Genomic DNA, 26,148 nt, shown 5'->3' on the forward strand with positions numbered 1-26,148 from the left:
TTAGTTGTTGATTATTGCAGTATAATAGTTTATATTTTCTTTAGCGATTGTATTGATTTCGAATTGTTGCAATACAGATTGTCTGGCTTTTATTCCTATTTCTGTAGCTTTTTCTGGGTTTTTCAATACTAGCAGAATTTTATCGGCAATATCTTTTGGATTGTGTGGGTTACATAAAAACCCGGTTTCTCCGTTTTTAATTACTTCAGGACCAGGTCCCAATTGTGTAAACACTACTGGTCTTTGCATAGCCATAGCTTCTGGAGCTACAAGGCCTAATGTTTCCATGTGAGAAGGAAATACACAAACAGCAGCTTTTGCATACGTTTCTGGAATTTTATCATAATCTATACTTCCATGAAAAACAACATCCTTATCAAAAGGACTTATTTTAGGTAATTCATCTTCTTGCAGCATCTTTATATAAGAACTCCCGTTTGGAAATTTCCAATCTCTACCATATAAATTTAATATGGCATTAGGAAATTTTTCTTTTACTAATGGAAAGGCTTGAATTAATTGACGCACTCCCTTTTTCTCACAAATAGTACCTGCATATACAATTGCACTTTGATTACTAACAACCTCTATTGGAGAAAATGTATTGACATCAATGGGATAAAAAATAACTTGTATGGGCTTGCCATTATAACTTAAATAGTTAGCCGTATGCTTTTTAACATATTCTGACACTGCAATAAATGCATCTGCATTTTTAAACGAACGTTTTTCTTGAAATCCTTTCCACCAATTGATCTCTCTATTTTCTGCTTCTGCAAAAAAGTGGTGCCCCCCATGAAGTCGGATAATGTATTTAATTGATTTTATTTTAGTGATAAATGCAAGACCTAGCTCAGAAGTTTCAACAATATCTATAGGTGTTCCTGCATTAATTTGAGTAATTCTATTACTTATAGCTTTGTTATTAAAAAACCAAGCCAATCCTTTAACCTTACTTGGTTTTATTCTGTAAACCTGAATACCATTTATGTTTTCAGACTCATTGTTATTCGTGTAATTCAACCCAACAACCGAAACTTTAACTCCAGTTTTCACCAATACCTTTGCAATTGTTTGTACAAAAGTACCTACTCCTCCATGAGGAAATCCAGGTTTAGGAAATTCGGATGTAATGAAACAAATGTGCATTAAATAATTTTTTGAATATCGTTTTTAAATTTTATAAAAAAATTAGCTTCAGTAGCATATTCTTGCCATAGCAATCTATTTTCTTTTTGAATTGTTAAAAGTTCTTCATTAGAATGCATTTCATGATATGCAGCGATTTTTTGAACTAATTGCCTTTTTTCTATATCCTTTACAATAATACAGTTTTTTTGCCAATCAATAGTCTTTTCAAAAGGAAACTTACAGTCTGTATCCAATACGACAGGGATTCTTCCCATAGCTAATGTTTCATATAATCTGACCGAAAAGTTACCTCCACCCCTCATACAAAAGGTATATAAGTTATTGTAAATATTATCATAAAACTCAATACTTGTTTTGTGTTTTTCATCTTCATTTTTAACTCCTGCTCTGTACTTTTTTCTAAAAATAAAATGGGTAGTCACCGCATTGCTATTTTGTAATTTTGTTAAGAAGCGATGTCTAAAAAAACTAGAAGGGTAAAAGGGTTGATAATCTACACATTCTTTACCAATGGTTCTTTTAAAATTTAACCTTACATAAAGTAAAAACTCTTTTATTAGTTTTACCAAACTCCCGTTTGAATGCCCTACAAAACCAATTTCTGGTTTTGTTTTCTTATTGAGATATGCTTCTTTTTTTTGTAAAAAAACATAGGGATCATTAATAAAAGGAGGCATGATCCATCCTTTCTCTTTAATTTTAGAAGCAAAACCTCCTAATCGCAGGGTGTAAACATTATTTTGGTTGATTGTTAGCCCAATATCGCCGGAAGTAAAAACAATAATTTTCTTGTTTTCACGAACAGCACAATCAATAAAATGTTGAAGTGTTTTTTTATTCTTCTTTTCTCTTAAAAAAAAATCTACAGCGATGGGAAAAATAGCTATATGTGCTTTTTTAATTTCTGTAGAAATTTGGTATTCTTGACTCAGAACTTCATTATTTTCTACTAACAGCTTGATTAATGGGAATAAATAATTTTTATTCTCACACTCTTCTATAAGATCATAATCGGTATAAACTGAAATCATGAATTTATTTCATTTGCAATTAATTGTGAACAATTATTTATCGGCTCGCGATTTATAATTTGCATCCACTTTAATTTATCAGGCGCAATATTGAGTTTACCTTCCAGAATTTGCATAAGCTTGGGTTTAATTTCTTCACTACTGTTTATCCAACCTACTGCATCTAATCCTTTCATACTCCTAAAATGCTGAAAGTTATATACTGTTTCTACTGACCAGTGGTTACTGATAACAGGATTGTAATTTAAATATAAACAAGGTTTGTTATATACGGCAAAATCATGCGCCATAGTAGAACCCAAATTAATAACCAGTTCGCAATGAAATGCTAAATTAACTTGAGCAGTAACATCTTCTTCTTTTGGAAAAACTGCTCCCCAATTCTGCCCTGCTTTCGGTGTATTCCATAACGGATCAATAGCAACAATTACCTCTTTGAATTTATTTAAAACTTTATCATATCTATTGGAGTAATCTACTGGGCATCTTCTAAAAATGATTAATGGTCTATCTTGTTCATTCATTTCAGAAACACTCTTTGCAATATCTTCTAAATAAATTGGATCATATGGTGAAGTTTTCTCATCATCACCACTGAAACAAATCCATTTTTTATTTGGATTTAAGTGATTGTTTTTCGCAAAGAATTCTCTACTCTCTATTCTATTTTCTTGAGCATAAAATTCAAACTGTGGAGTACCTGTTACTATGACTTTTGAGCCATCAATTTCTGGATAATACAACTGCATTTCTTCTTTCATATACTTAGACCAAACTAAATATTTATCTGCTTCTACAGCTAAACGAGCTTTAGGTAAATTATCCCAAGAATAAATAACACTTATAACTTCTATTCCTAACTTTTGTGCTGCAATACAGATGGGCATTAAAGCTGCAACTCTTTGATGGGTAATAAAAATTTTATCGGGTTGTAAAGCTACCAATTGCTGAATATACATTTCTACAATAGCATCATTCCAATTTGCTTTTGCTTTGGCTTCAAGTCTTAAAATTCTACTTTCTTTTGCAGATGCCCATTTTCCAATTCTTTGAGCGACAAAACTTACTAGTTTATGTTTAAATGTCTTAGGAGTATAATTCCAATTGGAAAGAATAGAAGGGTTTTCTGTTTTTTTTGCATTTACAAGTAAACGCGCATACGTTGAAGACTCTCTGGCAATTCTAGTTAAATATCCTTCGGCATGTAATTTTAAATAATTATAATTTAATTTAATATTGTGCAACTCTTTAACATCCACAAAAGCTTCTGAAGGAAGTGGAGACCATATCCAAATTTCACTATTGTGTTTTACATGTTTAATAACATCCGAATATAAATAATTCCTTATACCCACTCCGTCTGGAACTAGAAAAAGCACTTTCATACTATATTCTTTTAATACTTCCAATTCTACCATGATCTGAGAAAGAACGATGAACAACAAAATTTTTATCTAATGGTTCTTCTGACAAAAATGTAATATCAGAAAAGTATCCTTCTTCAATCGGATTCAATCGCCAAGGCACTACTGACTTATAATCTACAACCCAACCTCTTGCTTCAAGTTCTTTTATCTTTAAGTCATTCCAAGATGTAATATAATCCATCCAATTAAATCCTATCTCCCATCCTTTATTTTCAGCATCTTCCAAATTCCCAAGATCTACCATTCTAAGCCCACCAACTTCTTCTTGACTTACTGCCAAAGTATCTTCATTTAATTTAATACCTTTTAAATGAGGCTGTTTAAAATAATGTGTTTCATTGTGTAATTTTTCTCCTATAAAAACATTAACAGGCTTACATACATTATCAATTGTTACGTTTGAAATTTTAGGATTAATTTTTACAAATCGTACTAAATCATGATATCTTATCCATCTCATATTTCTATATAAACCCAGACCAGCTTCATTTGCTGCAGTTGCAGCCAAAGGATAATATGCCCTAGCTAAGGCATACAACTTACTTAAAATACCTTTTCCTCTACATTCTTCTTCTAAATAAACATTTATAATCCACGCTAAACCTCCACCAAAATTAGCTCCAACATGACCCACAATTTGATTACTTTCATTTAAACATATAAATGATCTTCCAAATTTTTCATCACCGTATTGCCATTGCCAAAACTCTTTTGTATGCAATGGATGATTTTCTCTATATATTTTTTTAAAAAAAACATATAAACTATCGTAATCTAATAGTGTAGCCTCTCTTACAGTCATATCTATTTTTTATATTTTTTAGAACCCGGTAAGTCATTACAATCAAATCTATTTAACAAAAGTAAATTAGAATCATTTAAATTGTTTCCTCTAATTGTTGAAAAACCAATCTTGTAACCAACATCTTTAGCAAACTGAGCAACTCTTTGATCACATGCTTCTTTTGTACCATAAGGATAAGATATAAAATCTATGTTTGAATTTGTTACTTTCTCCAAATACTCTTTTGAATGTTTTAACTCAAAAATCAATTCATCATCATTAAGCTTAGCTATTGGAATATGATTGTGTGTGTGTGAGCCTAAAAAACCTCTTTTAGACAATTCTAACAAGTCTTTTTTACTCATATATAAAGTTTCAACCAGATTTTCCACACCCATAAACTCATCAAACAATTCATTTATTACCTCATTTAAAAGCGCATGAGAAATTTTAAAGTTTAATAAGTATTTCACTTCTGCATCTAACTTATTATCATAAATATAGGTTTCATATGCTTTATTAAATTCATCTCCAAATAATTTAACATTATGGTTTTTATCTAGAAATTCAAGTATTATATTTGAATCAATTTGTGATCTAATTAAATGTATTTTATGAACTAAACTTATCTTTTTTTCTTCATGATTCACCGAATTTACAAAAAAAATGGCAGGAATATTTAATTCGTCTAAAATAGGAAGTGCTAAGTTCATTTGCTCTTTTAAACCATCATCAAACGTTATTAAATAAAACTTTTCTTTAGTCTCTAAGATTTCTTTCTTATTTAACAACAAATCCTTTGGATGAATAAAACTGCCAGAGTTTTTAAATTCTATTAATTGGCTTTTAAATTCTTTAGGAGTTACCCCAAAAATACTTTGATAAGGAGCTTCAAAATTATTCCTAATATAATGATAATTACTTACTATTAACATTTTAAATATCTCTAAATTGTTTTTGGTGGTTTAATTCCCAAATATTTTTATTTAAAAGCGAATTTAAAAATAATTGTGCACTATTACCCGTTCCAAAATCATCATTTGTTTTTACAATTTTATGAGTGTCTATTTTTTTTAACGCTTCAGTAATGCTTTTTTTAGCATAATCCGTATTAATAATATCTGCGTGAACCGCTCTATTTTGTTGTCTTGAACCTATATTAATGATCGGTAAACCGTAATAAGGTGCTTCTCTAATTCCTGCACTACTATTCCCAATTATAAATTGTGCTTTTTTTAATAATGTTAAAAAATATTCAAATCGCAATGAAGGGAAAACACGAAAACGAGGGTTGTCTTTTAACTGTTCATAGGCTTTAAGAATTGATTTACTTCCTAAGTCATTATTTGGAAAAACAACAACATAGTTGTGAGTATCATCTAATAAAGCATTTACAAAGTCATTTGCATATTGTTCCATATATTTTACTTCTGTAGTTACAGGATGAAACATTACTACAGCATACTCTTCAAAATGAATTTCATAATATTTTTTAGCTTCTTCTAATTTTGGAAGTGTATTAGAAAACATAATATCTACATCTGGAGAACCTATTACAAAAATAGAATCTTTCAACTCTCCCATTTGTATCAATCGCTTTTTTGCTTGTTTATTAGACGTAAAATGAACGTGACTCATTTTACTCGTTGAATGTCGGATCAATTCATCGATAGTTCCTGAAACTTCTCCACCTTCAATATGAGCCACTAAAATATTATTTAAACTTCCTACAATTGCTCCGGCAAGTGCTTCTACTCTATCACCATGAATCACGATCATATCGGGAGTACATTCTTTTACATAAGCCGACAATCCTTCAATGGTTTTAGCTAATGTTAGATCCATTGTAGTTTCATGCGTGTGGTTCTCAAAGGTATGTATGTTTGTAAAACCACAACGTTCTACTTCTAACAAGGTGTAGCCGTATTCTTTTTGTAAATGCATTCCTGTTACAAATACATAAGGTTCAAAGTTTTGGTTTTGTTCCAAAATTTGAAGCAATGATTTAATTTTACCAAAATCGGCACGGGTGCCTGTTAGAAACAGTATTTTTTTTGTCATTATAAAATGGCTATAGTGATGCAAATATAAGATTTTTTGAATAATGAGACCCTTTTGTTTTCTCCTACTTCATGAGAGAACCTTTATGATTTGTGATAGCGTTTTGAATTTTGATGTAGTATAAAAACACCTCCCTAACCCTCCTCAAGGAGGGAACTGGTAAAAATGACGATTGGAGTTGTGTTGACGAACACCTTACTAATCTTACTAAAACTGAAAAAACACCTCCCAAGCCCTCCTCAAGGAGGGAACTGTGAAAATGATGATTGAGGTGGTGATTGACGAACACCTTCCTAGTACTCCTAAAGGAGTGAGCTAAAAAGTAGAGTCGTTACTCAAAATCTCCAAAGTCTAATTGCTCGTCGTTTGCTATGTTTCTTGTGGCCTTTTTACCTAATAAATCATTAAAATGTTCTGCTAATATTTTACCTGTTCCTGGTCTTTTTACCCAAATATTTTCTTTTGTTAACACTTCTCCAGCTTTAATATCTGCAATACTACAAACGGTTGCGAAAGCAAAGTCGATTGTTACTTGCTCTTCATCTGCTGGTTTTTTAGTACCGCCACGCATTAATGCTATTTCAGCACTATTGATGATTAAATCTTTTGTAGCTTGTTCGTCCATACTGCACACAATATCTGGACCTGTACGGTTCATGTGGTCTGTAAAGTGACGTTCTAAAATTGACGCACCTAAAGCTACTGCTCCTAAGCATGCATTGTTATTTAAGGTATGGTCTGACAATCCGAACACTTTATCAGGAAATGCTTGGTGCATTTCTACCATTGCACCAAAACGTACTAAATGAATAGGTGTTGGATATAAATTAGTAGTATGCAATAATGCCAAAGGCACATTGTGTTTGTCAAAAATGGCAACCGCTTTTTGAATACTTTCTATAGTATTCATACCTGTACTTAAAATTACAGGTTTACCAAAAGAAGCAATATGTTCTAATAATGGGTAATTATTACATTCTCCTGAGCCAATTTTATAGGCCGGAATATCAAAATTTTTTAAACGTTCTGCTGCCGCACGAGAAAAAGGAGTTGATATAAAGATCATCCCTTTACTTTCGACATAGTTTTTTAATTCTAATTCATCGGCTTCGTTTAGAGCACAACGTTCCATAATTTCATAAATAGAAACATCTGCATTTCCTGGAATTACTTTTTTAGCTGCACCACTCATTTCATCGGCTACAATATGTGTTTGGTGTTTGACTACCTCAACTCCTGCTCTATGAGCAGCATCAACCATTTCTTTGGCCACTTGTAAAGAGCCTTCGTGATTGATTCCTATTTCTGCAATGACTAAAGGTGGAAAATCTTGACCTATTTTTCTTCCTGAAATTTCTATGTATGGATTCATTTTTTTAGTGATTAGTTGTTAGCTTTTTTTTAAATAAGGTGAACATTATAAAGGTTAAAACGGTTTCATAATTTTACACCTCCCTAGCTCTCCTCAAGGAGGGAACTCCTTCTAAGTGCTTTTTGAAGAAAGATTAAATTTTAAATTCTTTTCAAGCAAATATTCTGCGTATTCGAAATCTTCTTTGGTATCTATATCTACGTTTGCAAATGGGTGATTAACCTGCAACGGATAGGCATTTGCTGTAATTATTTCGTCATTTAAAATGACTTCTGCTTTACAAATATAAAGCAATCCGTTTTCATAAAATAGAGGTTCTAAGTCTTGACTGCGTTGACCAATGTTGTAATTAAACGGAATAAAAGTATTTTCTTGAATTTTACCCAATTTATGCTCGTCTCTAGAAACTGTAAATAAACTGCCGCATTTTTTTTCTTGAAATATTGTAAAAGCGTTTTCTAATAATTTATCTGGACGCAATGGATTAGTTACTTGTAGCAAAACTACATTTTCGGCCTTTTCTTTAATTGTTTCTAAAACATGTTTTAATGCCGAAACCGTAGGCTCATGGTCTCCTGATAAATACTTAGGTCTATTGATTACTTTTGCTCCAAATTCTAAGGCTATTTTTTTAATACCCTCATCATCTGTGGAAACATATACATCCTGTATAAAACTATGTTTTTGAGCATATATAATACTGTGTGCAATAAGCGGGATTTCGCCTAGCAACTTGATGTTTTTTCCCGGTAAACGTTTTGAACCGCCTCGGGCCGGTATTATCGCAATTGTATTATTACTCATATTACATTGATTTTAGAATTACATCTCCTTTATTTATTAATTTAAAGGAAATAATACTAATTACAAATTTAAACAAGACTACTATATTTGAAAAATTAAATACAAATAAATCACTCAGTACTTCTTTATATAAACTATAAATATTTGCTGTTTTATACAAAGTGGCGTATGTTCTTAATTGCTGCTTCAATAAAAACAATTTTGTTTGATTACTGACCTTATGTTTTAAAAGTATTTTGTTTCGTTTTATACTTTCGTTTAAAATGGAAGACACCACTTCCATTGAACTTGATGTTGAAATAGAATTAGGATTTGTTTTATAGTAATACAAATATTTATCTATAATTTTTATAATGGGTTTATTGACCAGAATTCTTACGTGAAAATCTCTATCTTGGCCTTTTAATAAATCTTCATTAAAGGTAACTTCTGTTTTTAATAAAAAACTTTTTTTCCATAATGGATCAAAAGTGTACCAAGAGGTTTTTAATGTAATAAAATCTTCCAACACATTTTCTGTAAGTTGCGTTCTGGTTTCTTTTTTTATTATTTGATTTTCAGTGTTTGTAAATACTGTTTTTGAAATTACAACCTCGGTACTTTCGTTAAAAGCATTTATTTTTTCTAAGATAAAATCTTCATGAATGGTATCGTCGCTATCAATCCAGTTTACAAAATCGCCTTTACTTAGCTCAAAACCATAATTTCGTGCACCGTTACCTCCTTTTTTGTGTTTTTCGTCTCTTTTTACTAAAACAAATCGTTCCTCTTTTTTTATAAAACGTTGTACCGTTTCAAAACTATTATCGGTAGAACCATCGTCTACAATAATACATTCCCAATTTTCATACGATTGCGCTAACACACTTTGAAGTGTATCAATAATAGACAATTCTCTATTATAAAGAGGAATTATTATAGAAACTAAAGGTTTTTTCATTAAATTATTTTGTCAAAATCTTCTATTTGAATTTCATTTTCAAATAAAAATTTATTTTTTTTCATTTTGTCATCATTCCAATTCCACCATTCTACTTTTTGAAACTTTTCAATAATATCATCTGAAAAACGGTAACCAATAACTTTTGCGGGGCTTCCTGCCACTATACTATAAGCTGGGACATCACTTAACACAACACTATTAGCGGCTATAACAGCGCCATTATTGATGGTGACTCCTCCTAACACAACGCAATGAGTACCAATCCAAACATCATTTTGAATGATAATAGTTCCCTTTGAAACAACTTCGTTATCCCATTGCTCCTTAAAAAAATTTTGACCTATAAAATAACTTGTTGCCTTTTTAAAATTATGATTAAAAGATTGAATGGTTACATTACGAGCAATTGAACAATAATTACCAATATGTATTTGTGCTTTTTCATTTGAGATTATATCTAGATTTGGCCCCCATAATGAAGTAAACTTACCTGTTTTTATAGTTCCGTTTAAATAGGCTTCGTTAATTTTATTACTAGTTCCAATTTCAATAGTACCTTTTAATTTTGATTTTTGAATATTTGAATATGCATTTACTATAATTTCTCCAGAAAACTCACTCTCTACGCATTTCGATTTTTCTTTAATGCTAACATTTGAAAACACTCTACACCCTTTAAGAATAGCCGATGCATCAACACCTTTAGAATGTTCTATAACATTTAAATTGAGTATAAAATTTTTAATTTTATTTATCAAACGATACCTAATAGTCATGATAATGGTGTTATATTATTAATTTGCAATTAAAGACATGAATTTTTGATTAAAATTAACGTCATTACTATCAATATAAACGGCTTTATTTTCAATAATTAATTCCGAAAAACATTCATTTCCAATTTCATTTAAAATTACAGTTTTTAATCCAAACATAGCTGCTTCTAATGCAGAACCTGAATAATGGGTAACGTGTAGTTTTGCATTTGACAACAATAAAGGTAAGAAATCATTTGTAGCTGCTTGTAAATTAACCATTTCTAGTATGTTTTTTTCTTTAAGAAACGCTTTAATTTCTTCCATTTGATTTATTTGCCTTGGATGCAACCTTACAAACCATTTCAATTGACCACTTTTAATACACTTAATTAATTGTTCTGTGAATAACTGTTCTATAGTAAAAGGATGTGGTTGTATACAATAAAGTACATAATTTTTATATTCATATAAATTAGATTGGTTTTTCCAATAATCTATCCAAAAATTACCAACTACCTTTGTCTTATATAATTTATTATTTGTGGTCCATTCTTTCAACACATTTTCGCTAAATTTATCCCAATTCCAAAATGTACGCGGTAATATATCAAATCCATTATTAGGAATTTTTGACCAGCTTCCATAGGCTAAATGTACTTTTACTTGAGGTCCATGTTGGTATTCAATTGTTTCTATATTCAATTGATTTGCAGCAGCAGTTAAAGCCATAATTTCTTCCCCATAGTAGCATAAAACATATACTTTATCGGGATTTATTTTTTTTAATACTTTTCTATAAAAGAGAAAATTTAGATAAAATTCTTTTTGAAACCATTGTAAAAAAACCTCTTGTTTATTATTCTCTAAAAAAGTTTTAGTGATTGCATTAGAAAATAAAAAGTGTTCAAATTCATCAAACAAGGGTAATTGAACATTTAAAATTGTATTAGCACTCTTAAAAAACTTAAATCCTTTTAAACTTTCTCTAGAAAAATAGATATTTTCTTTCTTATACAAATTAGTATATTTTGAAAACCCATATTCAATATATTTATAATCGACAATGTTGTTTAATTCTATAAAAGCATCAAAAAAGCGATTGTATTTTGTGTCCTTAAAGTCTAATCTATGGTCATTAGAAGCAATAAAAAGGTTTTTTGATTTTTTTATTTTTATCCAAAAAAACAACGAAAATATAAAATAGTATAATTGCTTAATTGTATTTTTTATACTTTTTCTTGGAAGCTTTTTTTTCTCATTAACATTTTTATTTTCAAGATGATTAATTAAATAAAAATGCAATCTCATTCTTAAAATAGGCCATATATGTATATCGTTAACTACCCATTTGTCTACAGGAAATTTATCTTCAATTGAATTTACAAAATTTTTAATATCAACTCGATCTTTCATGAATTATTGTATAAAAATACTTGATTCTTGAATAAATCCTTTTGGTCTATTAAACACCCCCGAATTCCAGTAATCTCCTTTAATAACATCGATTGTATATGCATTTTGAAGATAATCTATAATCTTATGAGGAGTATTGAAAGAAAGCTTTTCACTAATCATAAAATGCATAGAATACCTACCTTCTCTAAAGTGTAATTTTGGTATATGTAAAACAATACTACCTTCTTTATTAATTTGATCAAATTGTGTTCCTTGCTCATCAGAAGCAATCGTAGTAAATAACTCATCATTTTCATCCGTAAATTGGACAACTACTGTAAATTGTTTTGAATCAATATCCTCTTTAGAAACATAATTTAAATAAATTTTATATTCCTCACCTGAATGCATTTCTCCTACCTTTATTTCCGAACTATTTTTTATAAAAATATCATTAATAATTAATTTATGATTTCCTTTCCTGTCTTTTCTATCAGATAATTTTAGTTTCCCTACATCAAATGAATTATTTAAATAATAATTCACAGCCTCATCGCTCGTTCCTGAATAAACAATCTTACCATTCTGCAATACAATTCCTTTAGTACACAAACTTCTCACCGCCGCCATATTATGGCTCACAAACAAAACCGTCCTTCCTCCTTCACGAGAAATGTCTTGCATTTTACCAATGGCTTTCTTTTGAAACTCTGCATCACCTACGGCCAAAACCTCATCCACTACTAAAATTTCGGGTTCTAAAAAAGCGGCTACCGCAAAAGCCAAACGCACCGTCATTCCACTACTGTAACGTTTTGTAGGTGTATCTATATAACGTTCGCAACCACTAAATTCTATAATTTCATCTAGCTTTGAGGTAATTTCTTTTTTGGTCATTCCCAAGATAGCTCCATTAAGGTAAATATTTTCTCTACCTGTAAGCTCTGGGTTAAAACCTGTTCCTACTTCTAAAAGTGAGGCAATTCTTCCTCTTGATTTTATTGAACCCGTTGTTGGCGAAGTAACTTTAGATAGTATTTTTAATAGTGTAGATTTTCCTGCGCCATTTTTTCCTATTATTCCTAAAACCTCGCCAGCTTCCACTTCAAAATTAATGTCTTGTAAAGCCCAAACATATTCACTAACCCCTTTTGTACTTCTATCATTAGACTCACCTACTTTCAAGTAAGGATCTTCTTTACCGCGAACCTTATGCCAAAATCTATTCAAATCATGGCTTAAAGTACCTGTACCTACAATACCTAAACGGTATTGTTTAGAAATATTTTCTACTTTTAAAATTATATTCTTATTTTCCATTATACAGTATCAATAAAACTTTTTTCGGTTCTGTTAAAAATCACCAAACCAAATAAAAACAATAAAATAGTGATAATTCCAGTATAAACGAGTCCACCAATGGAAACCGTACCTTCATTCAACAATATATATCGTGATGTTTCTACTACATAAGCCAAAGGGTTGTATTCAATTAACCAACCTAAATTAGGTAATTTTTCTTTTATTAAAGCCATAGGATACATTACTGCCGAAACATACATAAGTAATTGTACTCCAAAAGAAACTAAAAAAGTTAAATCGCGATATTTAGTCACCATAGAAGAAATGATCATTCCTAATCCTAACCCCATTAAACCCATTATAATTATTAAAATAGGAAAAAACAAGATTTTATAATCTAAAGTATTTTCCATGCCTTGAACATAAAAATAAGCATAGAATCCAATAAAAATTAAGAGTTGAATAGCTAATTTTATCAAATTAGTAACAACTATAGACATAGGCATAATGACACGTGGAAAATAAACTTTCCCAAAAATAGCTGCGTTTTTCTTAAAGGTATCTGATGTTTCATTTAAACACGAAGTAAAATAATTCCAAACAATTATTCCTGCCAAGTTGAATAAAAATGGAGGAGTTGAACCTGTTTTAATTCCAGCTACATTATTAAAAATAATAGTGAATGTTATAGCTGTAAACAATGGCTGAATAAAATACCATAACGGCCCTAAAATAGTTTGCTTGTAAACTGTAACAATATCTCTTTTTACAAAAAGAAAAAGCAAATCTCTATATTGCCAAACCTCTTTTAAATTGAGTGAAAAATTCGATGCCTTAGGCTTAATTTCATACAACCATTCATCATGTTCAAACTCTCTTGTGCTCATTATTGTTTGTTGCTATTTAGTATAGCTTTCAAAATTAAACTATTTTAAAGAAGGTACAAATTTAATTTATGTATTATAATATTTACTTTACTATTAATAGTTGATTTTAAATCATATAATTGATTTTAAATCCATAATTTTGCATAAATTTAATTTATGTTTTCCATTTTCAAATCTAAACCAAAACTTAAAGAACTTATTCCAAGTGATTATGTGGATATTCACTCTCATATATTACCAGGTATTGATGATGGAGCAAAAACGATAGAGGAATCAAAATTCTTATTAGAGAATATGATTGAATTTGGATTTTCAAAAATAATCACGTCACCACATACAATAGAAAATATTTGGAACAACACACCAAAAACCATTTCAGATGCACTACAATACACTAAAGAAAATTTAAGTGAATTAACTACTAAAGTAGATTTAAGAGCAGCTTCCGAATATATAATGGACGACTATTTTGCTTCTTTAATTGATGAAAGCAAATTGTTGACAATTAAGGATAATTATGTACTGGTAGAAATGTCCTACATTAATCCTCCTATTCAGCTATATGATTATATTTTCAAACTTCAAGTAGCAGGTTATATACCGGTTTTAGCACATCCAGAGCGTTATGTTTTTTATCATTCAGACTTTTCAAATTACGCCAAATTAAAAAAAGCGGGATGCCTATTTCAATTGAATTTACTTTCTGTAACTGGCTATTACAGCAAAGAGGTTGCGAAAATTGCGGGTCAATTACTTAAAAACAATATGATTGATTTTGTAGGTTCAGATTTTCACCATAAAAATCATATAGCTTGCTTTTCAAACCCCATAATCATTAAAGAAATTACTCAATTAAAAAAAGCTGCTGAAAACAATAGTTTTTTTAATTAAACACATACTTGAAGTCAAACTAAAGTTATTAGTTTATTTTCTCTTAAATAACTTCAACACTAAACAATTTAATTTAATAAAAAAGCAGTTGAAAAACAACTGCTTTTTTTATTTTAAATATTCTCAAAAAACTTTTGATATTAGAAATTAAAAAGTCTTCGATACCATGGTTTTTTTTCTTCAACCTCAACTCCGTAACCATAGCCATAACCGTAGCCATAACCGTAACCTTTAGTAGACTCAGTATCATTTAATATAACAGCCATATTAGGTAATTTTTTCTCATGATACAATTCTTCAGGAATTCGCAACATACGTTTATCTAAAACATTAGCTCTAACAACATACAAGAAGCAATCCGCTTGTTTAGCAACAATAAAAGTATCTGTAACCAGTCCTACTGGAGCAGTATCAACTACAATATAATCGTAATTTTTTTTCAATTCTTCAAATAAATCATCTACTTTTTTACTCATCAATAATTCCGCTGGATTGGGGGGAATTACTCCAGACGGCAACACATAAAATTGATCAAAAGTATCTTGTTTAATAATAAATTCTGAAATATCCTTATTGCTACTTGTTAAATAATTGGTCAGTCCAGTTGAGGGAACTTTTATATATTCGTCAATCTTAGGATTCCTAACATCCATACCCATTAATAATACTTTTTTTCCAGACAGTGCAATTGTAGCAGCAATATTAATAGATAAAAAAGTTTTTCCCTCTTTAGGAAAAGTTGAAGTAACAAATATAGTTTTAGCTAAATCGTTCGTTTTATTGTTAAATAAAAACTCAACATTAGTACGTATAATTCTTAGCGCTTCTGCAGTGCTAGAACGACTATTTATATCAATAATTTGATTTGACGAAACTGATTTTGGAACATCTCCTAAAAATGGTATTGAAGTGTTTTTTTCAATATCTAATCGAGTTTTAATTTTAGTATCTAGCAAGTTTTTTATGTAAATCACACTAAAAGGCAACAATAAACCGACTAATAAAGCTCCTAAAAAGATGATTTTTTTGTTTGGAGAAACAGGATTTATACTAGAAATAGCTGGGTCAATAACTTTAGCATTAGCTGATGTAATAGCTAATGAAATGGCAGCTTCTTCTCTTTTTTGTAATAAATATAAATATAGTGATTGTTTAATATTTTGTTGTCTTACTAAACTTCTGTATTCATTCTCTTGTCTTGGAATTTGAGAAATTTTACCATTCAAAAGAGCCCCTTGTCGATTTAAATCGCGTCTTTTTATTTCTAACGATTGTCTTAAACTATTTAAACTATTTTTTACAGTCGCTTTTAATTCAGAAATTTGTTTATCTATAGCTAAAATTTTAGGGTTATCAATACCAGCACCACTTTGAATAAAACTATTTCGAGTAAGAATCAATTGATTAAATTGATTGATCTGTTCATTTGCTCCACTTTCTGAAGTAATAATTGTGGCAGGGATTAATTCTTTATCATTATTTGAAATGTACTCACTCATTGACGAAACCACTTTGATCTGAGTTTCATTTTCAACAACTTTCTTTTCATATTCAGAAGCATTTTCTAAAAACAAACCGGCTTCAGAAGGAATATCCGTTAACTTATTTTTGGTTTTAAATGATTCCTCATCCGATTCTACAGACTCTAATTCTTTTGTGATAAGAACTAGGCGTTGATCGATAAAATTTGATGTACTTTCAGAAATATAATTTTTATCCGCAACAGCATCTGCATTATAATTATCAACCAGTTTATTTAAAAAATCTTCAGCTCTTTTTTTTGTAGGGTCTGTTAAGGATAGCTCTATCACACTTGTGTTCTTACTGAGTGCAGAAACAGATAACTTGTCTGAAAAATTTTCAATTAATCTTTTAAGAGGTGTAATTTGAACCCAAAAAGAAATATCCTCTTCGTTTTTAGCTTGTTGGTTTATAACTACCAAGTCCGCATCTACAAGTTTTATTTTTTGTCCAAAAGTATAATCACCAATTTTTTTATCATTTGAATCGAATAAGCTAAACTTTTGATTATTTTTTTTAGTAATATAGTAGGAGTTATTTAATTCATAAAAACTATTTTCATAATTAGAAAAAAAGACTTTGAACGGTAAATCTCCATACAACTCTCCATCTTTAATTCTTCCCTTATTGTAGTATTTGATATTTAGGTTTAAATCTTTAATTGTTTTTTCAATTAAAGTTCGAGATTTAATAATTTCAATTTCATTATCAACATTACTTTTTGCGCCTGATAAAATTCCCAATTCAGAAAAAGCAGCCAATTCATTTGCTATACCCCCTTTTCTATCATCTTTGACTAATATAGTAGTAGTAGACTTATAAACTGGAGTAGCGTAACGCAAATAAAAAAAGGCAATTGATATAAAAATTAGAGCACTAAATACAAACCATCTCCATTGCAATACATACTTTTCAACTTCTTCTCTTATATTTATAGAATCATCTTGTTCCATATTCTTTTTTATATATTCTTTTTCCATATTATCGTACAGTTATCGCTATTATAGTTATTAATAAAGATAGTGCCGTAAGACCAACGGTTACATTTGGACCAATAACTGAGGAGTTTACTCTTGTTTTATTTGGTTCTACATAGATTACATCATTCTGTGATAAGTAATAGTATGGTGAATTAACAAATTCTCCTTTAGTAACATCTACTTTTTGAATGTTTCTTACTCCATTTTCTTCCCTAATGACTAAAATATTATCTCTTCTTCCATAAATAGTTAAATCACCTGCCATACTTAAAGCTTCTAATAAAGTAACTCTTTCAGAATTTATTGGAAATGTTCCAGGTCTATTTACCTCTCCTTGAACAGAAACTTTAAAATTTAAAATTCTAATGGTTATAACTGGATTAGAAATTTTTCCTATCAATAACTTTTCAATATCTGACATCAATTCATTTCTAGTTTTTCCAGAAGCTTTTATTGTTCCTAAACCTGGCATTTGAATGTTACCCTCTTGATCTATTTGATAGTTCAATTGTCTTTGTTGCACAACGCCAATTTCCGAATTAACATTAGCAACATTTACAGCTGATAAGTTATAAGGCTGAGATATTAAAGGGTTCTCAGTTGAAATAATAATCATTAATACATCATCGGGTTGCAAAATCGCTTGGAAGTCGGTATTTTTTGACTCACTACTTTTTGGTACATTTTGAAGTATAGCAAATTTTTTTGACGACGAACACGAGACTATCAAAAGACTTGAAGACAAAATAAAAAACAGTATTATTTTTTTTATCATTTTATTTTTTTTAGTTGGCAAATATACAATTAATAAAAGTAGGTAAAAAAAGGTAAAATAAAATTAATCGAGATCCTGGTAAGAGGAATTTAAACTCTTAAACTCAGGCACAATTTTTTTCATACATTGTACAATTTCCAATTCATCTTTGCTTAAAGAAATTGATATCAAATCATCAATGTTATTTATCATTTGTTTATAATCCTCTTCAGCTTCTTCAGCTATCATTATTTTTTCATGATGGGTTGGCAATGTCTTAGAAGTATCATTTAACAACTCTTCATATAATTTTTCACCTGGTCTTAGACCAATAATCTTAATTTCTATTTCTTTATCAGGCTCGTAACCTGCAAGCTGTATCATTTTTCTTGCTAAATCAATAATTTTAACAGGTTTACCCATATCAAAAATATAAATTTCTCCTCCATTACCCATTCCACCAGCCTCTAAAACCAATTGACAAGCTTCCGGTATGGTCATGAAATAACGTATAATTTCCGGATGTGTTATAGTAATAGGGCCACCCTCTTCAATCTGCTTTTTAAATAGCGGAACTACAGAGCCGTTTGAACCTAAAACATTTCCGAATCGTGTTGTAATAAATTTTGTGCTATTTTTATTTTCAAAAAGACTCTTAAAATGCAATGATTGTACATATTTTTCTGCAATTCGTTTACTTGCACCCATCACATTACTTGGGTTTACTGCTTTATCAGTTGAAACCATAACAAATTTTTTAGCACTATATTTTATCGCTAAATCTGCCACGTTTTTAGTACCTAATACATTTGTATAGATTGCCTGACAAGGGTTGTTTTCCATTAATGGAACGTGTTTATAAGCTGCGGCATGGAAAACTATATTAGGCTGGTACTTTTCAAAAACTTTTTCCAAGCTAGTTTTATCACGAATGTCCGAAATTATTGAAATTACCTTTACTTTCTTTTGTGATTTTTCTATTTCTAAAGAGATGTGATGCAAAGGAGTTTCTGCTTGATCTACAATAATTAACTTTTTAGGATTAAATTCTAAAACTTGCCAAACAATTTCACTACCAATTGAACCAGCCGCACCAGTAATTAAAACTACTTTTCCGGATAATTGACTTGAAACTAACTTATTATCCAAAACGATTGGTTTTCTTTCTAATAAATCTTCTATTTGAAAACTCTTAATTTGTTTTGAAATTTCTTTTTCATTTTCCCAATTAGCAATAATTGGTATCGTATAAACTTTAATATTATGAGCCAAACAATCATCTACAATCTCCAATTTTTCATCTTTAGTAAGCGATTTTTCAGCAATAATCAATGCCTTTGCTCTAAAACTCCTTAGTATTACTGATGTCTTTTTACTAATATATAATATGGGTAGTCCAAGTATACTCTTTGACTTATTAGACTTAGAGTTGTCCATAAAGGCCACAATTTTAAACCTAGGAGGGCTTTCTGACTTAACAGCATTAGCAACAGCTATAGCATTAGCATCAGAACCATAAACAACAGTTGGAATCAATTTTTTTGAATCAATTGAATTGATGAAATTCTCAAAAATAAATTTTACGAAGATTCTAAAGAAAAACAAAAAAGTGAAAGACAATACAAAACTTAGTATTAGACCCGGGAATAAAAATATTTTTTTATCTAAGAAGAAATAACAGAAATAATCAATCCCTATCAAAACCACTAGGGATGAAAAAGTAGACAACATTAATTTTACAGCATCAATAAAACTACTGTGCCTTACAATTCCGGCATACGTTTTATAAATAATAAAAAATAAAACATTAATTATTATTATTAATCCATAACGTTCAATACCTGAAAGTGTCGAATAAAATTTAATGTGTAAATTTATCAACATTGTATAAGTTATGGCATTTGCAAATAGTAAAATACAAATGTCAATACAAAATATAATCCATCTAGGCACATAACCAAATGTGTTTATCCTTTTATTAAAAAGCATATTAAATGACTTTATTAGATTTTTTTTTAACAATTTATACGTTGAAATTTATTCTTAGAAACTGGTTATATTTTAGACAAATGTACTAAAAAAAGACATTATATTTTCACTAATTCGGACTTTATCTAAGTCCGTTAAGTTAGACCCGGAAGGCAAACACAAACCTTTATCAAATAAATTTTCAGAAACAGAAGTTCCATAATAAGGATATTTATCAAAAATAGGTTGCAAATGCATAGGTTTCCATAAGGGTCTTGATTCAATATTTTGGAGTTCTAGATGCAAACGTAAAGCTTCTCTTTTTTCATAAGAATCCAAAACAATTGCACTCAGCCAATGGTTTGAAAAATAATCTGAATTAGGTTCATTAAACACTTCAACAAGCTCAATGTTTTTAAAAAGCTCTTTATAAAAACTATTCATAGCTCTTCTTTGCGAAACCCTCAAATCAATAACCTCCATTTGTCCTCGCCCAATACCAGCACATATATTACTCATTCTGTAATTATAGCCAATTTCCGAATGTTGATAATGAGGAGCGTTATCTCTAGATTGCGTAGCCAAAAACACCGTTTTATCTTTGTGTTCTTTATTTCGACAAACTAATGCTCCACCACCTGAAGTGGTAATAATTTTATTACCATTAAAAGACAAAGCGGCTAAAGGTCCAAAAGTACCACATTTTTGTCCTTTATAAGTACTTCCTAGTGCTTCTGCACTATCTTCTAATACTGGAATGTCATATTTTTTTGAGATAGTCATAATTTCAGCCACTTTAAAAGGCATTCCATACAAATGGACACCAATTATTGCTTTGGGCTTCTTCCCTTTTGCAATTCTATCTATAATTGCTTCTTCTAAGGCAATAGGACATAAATTCCATGTATCTTTTTCACTGTCAATAAAAACAGGTATTGCTCCTAAATATAAAATTGGATTTGCAGACGCTGAAAAAGTCATGCTTTGACAAATGACTTCATCTCCAGCCCCAACGCCTAATAAGACTAAACCCAAATGTAAAGCAGCCGTTCCGGAACTTAATGCGGCTACATAAATAGTATCATTTAAATAAGACTCTAAATCGCTTTCTAGACCATTTACGTTAGGACCTAAAGGAGCTACCCAATTAGCATCAAAAGCATCTTGTACATATTTTTGCTCGTTGCCCCCCATATGTGGAGAAGACAACCATATTTTTTCTTGATTCATTATCTAAAAATTGTTTTTACAATTATTTGCAAATCTACTAAAATAGATTGCTTATAATAGTATTCTAGGTTCATTTTTACTTTGTCGGGAAAAATTACCGTATCATTATAAAACAATGGATCATCTTGTTGATTTAGTAATTCTTCTTCATTAGCGTATTTTATAGAAGCTTCTGAAGTCAATCCTGGTTTTAATTCAAGAATTTTTCTGTTTTCTCCTTCTAACTTGTCATAATAACCTGGAATATCTGGCCTTGGTCCAACAAAACTCATATTCCCAATTAAAATGTTCCATAATTGAGGTAGCTCATCTAATTTAGATTGTCTTAAAAATTTTCCAAAGGAAGATATCTGTTGAGTCGCATCATCCATGGTTTTAATTTTTAATATTTTAAAAGTTTTACCAAATTGTCCAACTCTGTTTTGAAAAAAAAGTCCAAATGAATTGGTATCAAAACTTGCTAATATTAAGCAAACAAGGATTATCCATGAAAAAAAAAGGATTGAAAGTAAAGAAAAGAAAAAGTCAAATGCTCTTTTGATCATTTAAGAATTAATTTTTATAATTTTTCCCGGATTTCCAACAACCACAGCAAAATCTGGTATATCATTTATAATTACAGCTCCTGCTCCAATCATTACCCATTTTCCAATTTTTACCCCTTGAATTACACTAGCTCCAATTCCAATTTGTGTTCCTTCTCCAACTGAAACGTTTCCTGCTAAAGATGCGTTAGGTGAAATATGTACATAGTCATCAAGTAAGCAATCATGTTCTATTACACTTCTTGAATTTATTATACTATGTTTTCCAATTTTTGCATCAGCATTAATTACTGCTTGAGGCATAATTACCGTACCTTCTCCAATTAAAGCATGTATAGAAACACTAGAATCTTTATGAATTGCATTGTAATATTTATAATTATTTTGCTCTACAATTTTTTTTCGAATTGAATTGTTTCCTATAGCAATAATAAAATTATCATCATTTGAAAAATTAAAATCTCTTGAATGTATTACTGGTAAATTTAATAAAAATTCAACATTTGGATTATCGTCAATAATTGCTTCAACTTTAATTTCTTTAGAAAATAAATTATCTAAAACTACTTTAGCATGTCCACTTGCTCCAAAAATATAAAGTTTCTTTTTCATATTAATTTCCTTTAAAAACCTCCATAGTAGCTTGCCCTTCTTGTGATATACCTTCGCTTACAAAAACTTTTTTTATAGTTAAAAATAATATTTTTATATCTAACAAAAAACTACAATTTTCAACATACCAAACATCGTATTCAAATTTTTGAGGCCAACTTATTGCATTTCTTCCATTTACCTGTGCCCAACCAGTAATTCCTGGTCTAATATTGTGTCTTTGCTTTTGAAAATCATTATACAAGGGTAAATATTGAATTAATAATGGTCTTGGTCCAATTAAACTCATGTCTCCTTTGATTACATTAATTAATTGAGGAATCTCATCTAAAGAAGTTTTTCTAACAAAACTTCCTATTTTGGTTAATCTATGGACATCATCAAGTAAATTACCTTGATTGTCTTTTTTATCATTCATGGTTTTAAACTTGATGATATTAAAAAGTTGTTCGTTTTTTCCCGGACGCGTTTGAAAGAAAAAAGGTTTGCCTTGATTGGCAAAAAACAAGCCAATTGTTACTATTACAAAAACTGGACTTAAAAGAATAAATCCGATTAAGGCTACTGTAAAATCAAATAATCTTTTGAAAAAGGATTTATACATTTATGAAATCTTTTTTTGAATTAAATCAATATATTTGTTAGCTAAAACTATTCTATCAAAGTTTTGTTTAGCATAAATATAACCATTTTCACCTTCATTTATTCCTTTTTCAGGGTTTGATAAATAATCTCTTATTTTTAAGGCAAAATCTTTAGGATTTTCGGGTTCCACAAAAACTCCTGCATGAGCTTCTTCCACTAACTCTCTTGAAACCCCATCAATTGCCATCAAAATAGGTTTTTTACAAGACATATAATCAAAAGTTTTATTGGAATATACGGTTTTAAAAGTTTCTACATTTTTTAATACGGAAGCTCCCATATCAGAAGCCAATATATATTTAAAGACTTCTGCCTTCGGAACAGGATTTATAAATCGGACATTATGCACATTATTACTTTTTGCTAAATCAATTAACCTTTTTTTCTCCATTCCATCTCCAATTAATAAAAATAAAACATTGGTATCTTCTAGTAACTTACCTGTTTCTAAAACTTGGTCTAAATGATTAGCTACTCCATGAGCACCTACATAAGTAATTAAAAATTTACCTTCAAAATCATGTTCTTTCTTAAACTGATTTACATCAAAACCTTTTAGCAAATCATCTGACAAAGTAAAATCGGCTGCATTGGGAATGAAAATAATTTTTTCAGGATTTATACCTTTTTTCTCAATTAGCGTATTTCTGAAAGCTGGGGTTAACACATTGATTAAGGTTGCTTTTTTATAAATAAACTTTTCAAGAGCGTAAGCTAATTTGATGATCAAACCATTGGTAACAACTCCAGTGTCGATTGCCGATTCTGGCCATAAATCTCTTATTTCAAAAACAAATGGAGTTCTTTTAAAGAGTGATATTAAATAACCACTTATTCCAATAAATAAAGGTGGAGAACTTACAATTATTACATCATATTTTCCTCCAACTTTAAATAAGCCAGCCCAAAGACTTGAAAAAACGAATGAAAAATAAGCCCAAAGTCTACCTATAAAATTAGAATTATAGGTTTCCGAAACATGACAACGCATTACATCAATGTCACCTTGTTTCTTTTTCTTAAACCATTTTCCTTTATATTCAGTTCTTTTTTCACTAGAGTTGTAATGCATCATTCCTGCGATAACTTGAACATGATGCCCATTTTCAACCCATTGCTTGGTGATTTCATTCCATCTAGAACCACCATGGTCGTTATCTTCTAAAAAGTATTGGTGTAAAAGTAAAATTCTCATGGTATATTAATTCTAGTATTTAATTTTAGTTTGTATTTCGCGTTCAAAAGTAAAAGAAATAGCTTTACCTTGTTTTTTTTGACCATAACAACTAGATTCAAAAGACAGTTCCTCAGAAAAGGATGCTTCTTTAGAGCCTGAAAAAGCTAAAGCATTATCATCAAAATGCCAAACTTGCTTCTTAGAAAAATCATCTAAATGTAAAATTTCATCTCTAATTAGCCATTCATTTTCTGTCTTAGCAATTTTAATTTCACGCTTGTGAATTCCTTTAGTATTTAATTGCTTAAATGCACTTATTGTTCCTTTGAAAACATAATATTCAGGTGTATCTTCCCAATGAGCCTTTATACATTGTGTCCAATAGTACCAAATAAAACGGCTTCCTTTTTGCATTTGCGATTCATCATTTACTACTACAGTATTATGTGCAGTTGTTCCAGTAAAATAGGCAGAAAGTTCTTTTGAAGTATTGTATTTATAGGTTCCAGAATCTCTCAAAATATTCTTGCCTTCTACCCAAACATCCATATGAAGATTATCAGCATGTGAGGGTCTATCTTTATGATTACCACAACGAATAAAAGTAAAAGAAGTGTTAGTTCTGCACATATAGTACCCACCATTTTCAAAAGAAGTTATTCCTTTATTTTGGTCAATTTTTTCAAAATTAAAAGTAGGTTTTGCCAGTGTTTGCAACCAATAGTAATCTTCATGTATTGCAGTCGGTTCAAATAATTTTTGCCCCGTTAATATGCGATGTAATGTGTTTAATTGAGGTCTATAATCTCTATATTCACATTCTGTTAAAGGAAAAAACAAAGCTCCATCATTTGCTCCATAGTTGGGTAAATAGCCATTTTCTTGCTGTAAACACTGATATAAAAAATAGACACTCTTATAAGCTCTTGTGTAGAATAGTTTTGAAAAAGGTCTATGGTATTTTTCAGTTAAGGCAATACCAAACGAGAACAATTGCACTAAAACACGATGATAATTCATGCTAAATTGCAAAAAAGTACCATCTTCATAAACTTGATAAGCTACTTCTTGTTCTAACCATTTTCTACCATCAACTGACCATTTTTTAGTTTCTGGTATAAAAGGAAATAGTAATTCACTTATTGTAAGTGCTAAAGTTTCTGTAATAGCATGATTATTTCTTACGGCAATTCTAGAAAAATCAATATGATGGTAAACATGATGTAATGACCAATAAATTACATTTTGGATTTTACTCCATAACACTTCGGTCAATGCTTCAGCATTTTTATAAAAATATAAGGCATAAAGCCAATTGAATAAACGAAGTGAAATTTCTTGACTACACTTCCAATTTGGTCCCTGATTGATGGGATTTGCATCAATCCAACTTTCAATTTCAGCAAATACAAAATCGGAATGATCTTCGTTAAAATGATAATCATAACGCATTAAAGTCAAGAGATAGGAAAATCTAGATTTTTCCCAAACATATTTTATGTCACCATTAACAGGATTAAAATCATTTATTTCAGACCAATGTTTTGAAATGTCATATTGAAAACCTGTTTCTGGATTAGTTATCCAATCATACGAAGTTCCAAGTTTCTTCCAATCTGAACTAAAAAAACAAATTTCACCATTTAGTATTTTAGTAACTTTTTGTATTAAACCATCACTAGAATGTTTTTCAAATTGCAATAGTTCTTTTTCTGTTATAACAAATGGAATTGAAGCTTTTCTCCAATCTTCAAGTGAAATATAGTTTTTAGTGTCTGGATTTATAGGATGTTTCTTTTTCAAAAAACCCAATCTTTTTTCAACCTCATGACGAATTCTATAGGACGTATAACGCAGTCCCATATTCTGAAAAAGTTGAAAAGCTAATTTAATATTCAATGGCTTATTT

At 29.9% G+C, this 26,148-nt stretch carries 23 protein-coding genes; 1 reads left to right on the top strand and 22 read right to left on the bottom strand.

The annotated features are described in order from the left end of the window. From ACQ65T_RS00855 to ACQ65T_RS00915, 13 genes are all read right to left on the bottom strand, one after another. On the bottom strand, positions 1-1,149 hold the full coding sequence (locus tag ACQ65T_RS00855; RefSeq protein WP_430399230.1) for a glycosyltransferase family 4 protein: 1,149 nt from the start codon (positions 1,147-1,149) through the stop codon (positions 1-3). Continuing rightward, complete coding sequence (locus ACQ65T_RS00860; protein ID WP_430399231.1) at positions 1,149-2,183, bottom strand: exostosin domain-containing protein; 1,035 nt, start codon at positions 2,181-2,183, stop codon at positions 1,149-1,151. Before ACQ65T_RS00860 ends, ACQ65T_RS00855 begins: the two co-directional genes overlap by 1 nt. After that, positions 2,180-3,568, bottom strand: coding sequence for a hypothetical protein (locus ACQ65T_RS00865; RefSeq protein WP_430399232.1), 1,389 nt, complete (start codon positions 3,566-3,568; stop codon positions 2,180-2,182). The genes ACQ65T_RS00860 and ACQ65T_RS00865 overlap by 4 nt, the downstream gene beginning before the upstream one ends. Before the next feature lies 1 nt (position 3,569). Continuing rightward, positions 3,570-4,412 carry a GNAT family N-acetyltransferase gene (locus ACQ65T_RS00870; RefSeq protein ID WP_430399233.1) on the bottom strand — a complete coding sequence of 281 codons (843 nt, stop codon included), beginning with the start codon at positions 4,410-4,412 and terminating at the stop codon, positions 3,570-3,572. Positions 4,413-4,414: 2 nt separating this feature from the next. Continuing rightward, positions 4,415-5,329, bottom strand: coding sequence for a polysaccharide deacetylase family protein (locus ACQ65T_RS00875; protein WP_430399234.1), 915 nt, complete (start codon positions 5,327-5,329; stop codon positions 4,415-4,417). A gap of 1 nt (position 5,330) precedes the next feature. Beyond that, positions 5,331-6,455 (bottom strand): UDP-N-acetylglucosamine 2-epimerase, encoded by a 1,125-nt coding sequence (neuC, locus tag ACQ65T_RS00880; RefSeq protein ID WP_430399235.1) that lies wholly within the window; start codon positions 6,453-6,455, stop codon positions 5,331-5,333. A gap of 331 nt (positions 6,456-6,786) precedes the next feature. After that, positions 6,787-7,827 (bottom strand): N-acetylneuraminate synthase family protein, encoded by a 1,041-nt coding sequence (locus ACQ65T_RS00885; protein WP_430399236.1) that lies wholly within the window; start codon positions 7,825-7,827, stop codon positions 6,787-6,789. A gap of 111 nt (positions 7,828-7,938) precedes the next feature. Then, positions 7,939-8,631 (bottom strand): cytidylyltransferase domain-containing protein, encoded by a 693-nt coding sequence (locus ACQ65T_RS00890; protein ID WP_430399237.1) that lies wholly within the window; start codon positions 8,629-8,631, stop codon positions 7,939-7,941. 1 nt (position 8,632) lies between these two features. Then, the gene (locus ACQ65T_RS00895; protein WP_430399238.1) at positions 8,633-9,571 is read right to left on the bottom strand and encodes a glycosyltransferase family 2 protein; all 939 of its coding nucleotides are present in this window, start codon (positions 9,569-9,571) and stop codon (positions 8,633-8,635) included. Continuing rightward, positions 9,571-10,350 carry a CatB-related O-acetyltransferase gene (locus ACQ65T_RS00900; RefSeq protein WP_430399239.1) on the bottom strand — a complete coding sequence of 260 codons (780 nt, stop codon included), beginning with the start codon at positions 10,348-10,350 and terminating at the stop codon, positions 9,571-9,573. The genes ACQ65T_RS00895 and ACQ65T_RS00900 overlap by 1 nt, the downstream gene beginning before the upstream one ends. Positions 10,351-10,368: 18 nt before the next feature. Next, complete coding sequence (locus ACQ65T_RS00905) at positions 10,369-11,745, bottom strand: hypothetical protein (protein ID WP_430399240.1); 1,377 nt, start codon at positions 11,743-11,745, stop codon at positions 10,369-10,371. Positions 11,746-11,748: 3 nt separating this feature from the next. Continuing rightward, positions 11,749-13,047, bottom strand: coding sequence for an ABC transporter ATP-binding protein (locus ACQ65T_RS00910; RefSeq protein WP_430399241.1), 1,299 nt, complete (start codon positions 13,045-13,047; stop codon positions 11,749-11,751). Then, a complete protein-coding gene (locus ACQ65T_RS00915) occupies positions 13,047-13,916 on the bottom strand; it encodes an ABC transporter permease (RefSeq protein ID WP_430399242.1) in 870 nt (289 codons plus the stop codon). Before ACQ65T_RS00915 ends, ACQ65T_RS00910 begins: the two co-directional genes overlap by 1 nt. Positions 13,917-14,072: 156 nt before the next feature. Here ACQ65T_RS00915 and ACQ65T_RS00920 point away from each other — a divergent pair, with 156 nt between their 5' ends. Continuing rightward, complete coding sequence (locus ACQ65T_RS00920) at positions 14,073-14,807, top strand: tyrosine-protein phosphatase (RefSeq protein ID WP_430399243.1); 735 nt, start codon at positions 14,073-14,075, stop codon at positions 14,805-14,807. A gap of 140 nt (positions 14,808-14,947) precedes the next feature. Here the strand turns inward: ACQ65T_RS00920 and ACQ65T_RS00925 are convergent, their stop codons facing one another. The 9 genes from ACQ65T_RS00925 to ACQ65T_RS00965 all read right to left on the bottom strand — a co-directional run bounded on the left by ACQ65T_RS00925 (position 14,948) and on the right by ACQ65T_RS00965 (position 26,138). Continuing rightward, on the bottom strand, positions 14,948-17,308 hold the full coding sequence (locus ACQ65T_RS00925) for a GumC family protein (protein ID WP_430399244.1): 2,361 nt from the start codon (positions 17,306-17,308) through the stop codon (positions 14,948-14,950). A gap of 1 nt (position 17,309) precedes the next feature. Further along, the gene (locus ACQ65T_RS00930) at positions 17,310-18,083 is read right to left on the bottom strand and encodes a polysaccharide biosynthesis/export family protein (RefSeq protein WP_430399245.1); all 774 of its coding nucleotides are present in this window, start codon (positions 18,081-18,083) and stop codon (positions 17,310-17,312) included. Between the two features lie 63 nt (positions 18,084-18,146). After that, a complete protein-coding gene (locus ACQ65T_RS00935; protein ID WP_430399246.1) occupies positions 18,147-20,051 on the bottom strand; it encodes a polysaccharide biosynthesis protein in 1,905 nt (634 codons plus the stop codon). A 72-nt stretch (positions 20,052-20,123) separates the two neighbouring features. Beyond that, positions 20,124-21,260, bottom strand: a complete 1,137-nt coding sequence (locus ACQ65T_RS00940) for a DegT/DnrJ/EryC1/StrS family aminotransferase (RefSeq protein ID WP_430399247.1) — start codon at positions 21,258-21,260, stop codon at positions 20,124-20,126. Then, the gene (locus tag ACQ65T_RS00945) at positions 21,260-21,805 is read right to left on the bottom strand and encodes a sugar transferase (RefSeq protein WP_430399248.1); all 546 of its coding nucleotides are present in this window, start codon (positions 21,803-21,805) and stop codon (positions 21,260-21,262) included. The genes ACQ65T_RS00940 and ACQ65T_RS00945 overlap by 1 nt, the downstream gene beginning before the upstream one ends. After that, positions 21,806-22,417 carry an acetyltransferase gene (locus tag ACQ65T_RS00950; protein WP_430399249.1) on the bottom strand — a complete coding sequence of 204 codons (612 nt, stop codon included), beginning with the start codon at positions 22,415-22,417 and terminating at the stop codon, positions 21,806-21,808. A 1-nt stretch (position 22,418) separates the two neighbouring features. Next, entirely contained in the window at positions 22,419-23,021 is a 603-nt protein-coding gene (locus ACQ65T_RS00955; RefSeq protein WP_430399250.1) for a sugar transferase, read from the bottom strand. After that, the gene (locus ACQ65T_RS00960) at positions 23,022-24,257 is read right to left on the bottom strand and encodes a glycosyltransferase family 4 protein (RefSeq protein WP_430399251.1); all 1,236 of its coding nucleotides are present in this window, start codon (positions 24,255-24,257) and stop codon (positions 23,022-23,024) included. Positions 24,258-24,269: 12 nt separating this feature from the next. After that, positions 24,270-26,138, bottom strand: a complete 1,869-nt coding sequence (locus ACQ65T_RS00965) for an alginate lyase family protein (RefSeq protein ID WP_430399252.1) — start codon at positions 26,136-26,138, stop codon at positions 24,270-24,272. Positions 26,139-26,148 lie beyond the last annotated feature (10 nt).

Source organism: Flavobacterium sp., from assembly GCF_965284515.1.
In the GTDB taxonomy this organism is placed as follows: Bacteria; Bacteroidota; Bacteroidia; order Flavobacteriales; family Flavobacteriaceae; genus Flavobacterium.

Excerpts from the sequence above, each read along its gene's own strand:
- ACQ65T_RS00855 (WP_430399230.1), bottom strand. The coding sequence starts at position 1,149 with ATGCACATTTGTTTCATTACATCCGAATTTCCTAAACCTGGATTTCCT.
- ACQ65T_RS00860 (WP_430399231.1), bottom strand. The coding sequence starts at position 2,183 with ATGATTTCAGTTTATACCGATTATGATCTTATAGAAGAGTGTGAGAAT.
- ACQ65T_RS00865 (WP_430399232.1), bottom strand. The coding sequence starts at position 3,568 with ATGAAAGTGCTTTTTCTAGTTCCAGACGGAGTGGGTATAAGGAATTAT.
- ACQ65T_RS00870 (WP_430399233.1), bottom strand. The coding sequence starts at position 4,412 with ATGACTGTAAGAGAGGCTACACTATTAGATTACGATAGTTTATATGTT.
- ACQ65T_RS00875 (WP_430399234.1), bottom strand. The coding sequence starts at position 5,329 with ATGTTAATAGTAAGTAATTATCATTATATTAGGAATAATTTTGAAGCT.
- neuC (WP_430399235.1), bottom strand. The coding sequence starts at position 6,455 with ATGACAAAAAAAATACTGTTTCTAACAGGCACCCGTGCCGATTTTGGT.
- ACQ65T_RS00885 (WP_430399236.1), bottom strand. The coding sequence starts at position 7,827 with ATGAATCCATACATAGAAATTTCAGGAAGAAAAATAGGTCAAGATTTT.
- ACQ65T_RS00890 (WP_430399237.1), bottom strand. The coding sequence starts at position 8,631 with ATGAGTAATAATACAATTGCGATAATACCGGCCCGAGGCGGTTCAAAA.
- ACQ65T_RS00895 (WP_430399238.1), bottom strand. The coding sequence starts at position 9,571 with ATGAAAAAACCTTTAGTTTCTATAATAATTCCTCTTTATAATAGAGAA.
- ACQ65T_RS00900 (WP_430399239.1), bottom strand. The coding sequence starts at position 10,350 with ATGACTATTAGGTATCGTTTGATAAATAAAATTAAAAATTTTATACTC.
- ACQ65T_RS00905 (WP_430399240.1), bottom strand. The coding sequence starts at position 11,745 with ATGAAAGATCGAGTTGATATTAAAAATTTTGTAAATTCAATTGAAGAT.
- ACQ65T_RS00910 (WP_430399241.1), bottom strand. The coding sequence starts at position 13,047 with ATGGAAAATAAGAATATAATTTTAAAAGTAGAAAATATTTCTAAACAA.
- ACQ65T_RS00915 (WP_430399242.1), bottom strand. The coding sequence starts at position 13,916 with ATGAGCACAAGAGAGTTTGAACATGATGAATGGTTGTATGAAATTAAG.
- ACQ65T_RS00920 (WP_430399243.1), top strand. The coding sequence starts at position 14,073 with ATGTTTTCCATTTTCAAATCTAAACCAAAACTTAAAGAACTTATTCCA.
- ACQ65T_RS00925 (WP_430399244.1), bottom strand. The coding sequence starts at position 17,308 with ATGGAAAAAGAATATATAAAAAAGAATATGGAACAAGATGATTCTATA.
- ACQ65T_RS00930 (WP_430399245.1), bottom strand. The coding sequence starts at position 18,083 with ATGATAAAAAAAATAATACTGTTTTTTATTTTGTCTTCAAGTCTTTTG.
- ACQ65T_RS00935 (WP_430399246.1), bottom strand. The coding sequence starts at position 20,051 with ATGCTTTTTAATAAAAGGATAAACACATTTGGTTATGTGCCTAGATGG.
- ACQ65T_RS00940 (WP_430399247.1), bottom strand. The coding sequence starts at position 21,260 with ATGAATCAAGAAAAAATATGGTTGTCTTCTCCACATATGGGGGGCAAC.
- ACQ65T_RS00945 (WP_430399248.1), bottom strand. The coding sequence starts at position 21,805 with ATGATCAAAAGAGCATTTGACTTTTTCTTTTCTTTACTTTCAATCCTT.
- ACQ65T_RS00950 (WP_430399249.1), bottom strand. The coding sequence starts at position 22,417 with ATGAAAAAGAAACTTTATATTTTTGGAGCAAGTGGACATGCTAAAGTA.
- ACQ65T_RS00955 (WP_430399250.1), bottom strand. The coding sequence starts at position 23,021 with ATGTATAAATCCTTTTTCAAAAGATTATTTGATTTTACAGTAGCCTTA.
- ACQ65T_RS00960 (WP_430399251.1), bottom strand. The coding sequence starts at position 24,257 with ATGAGAATTTTACTTTTACACCAATACTTTTTAGAAGATAACGACCAT.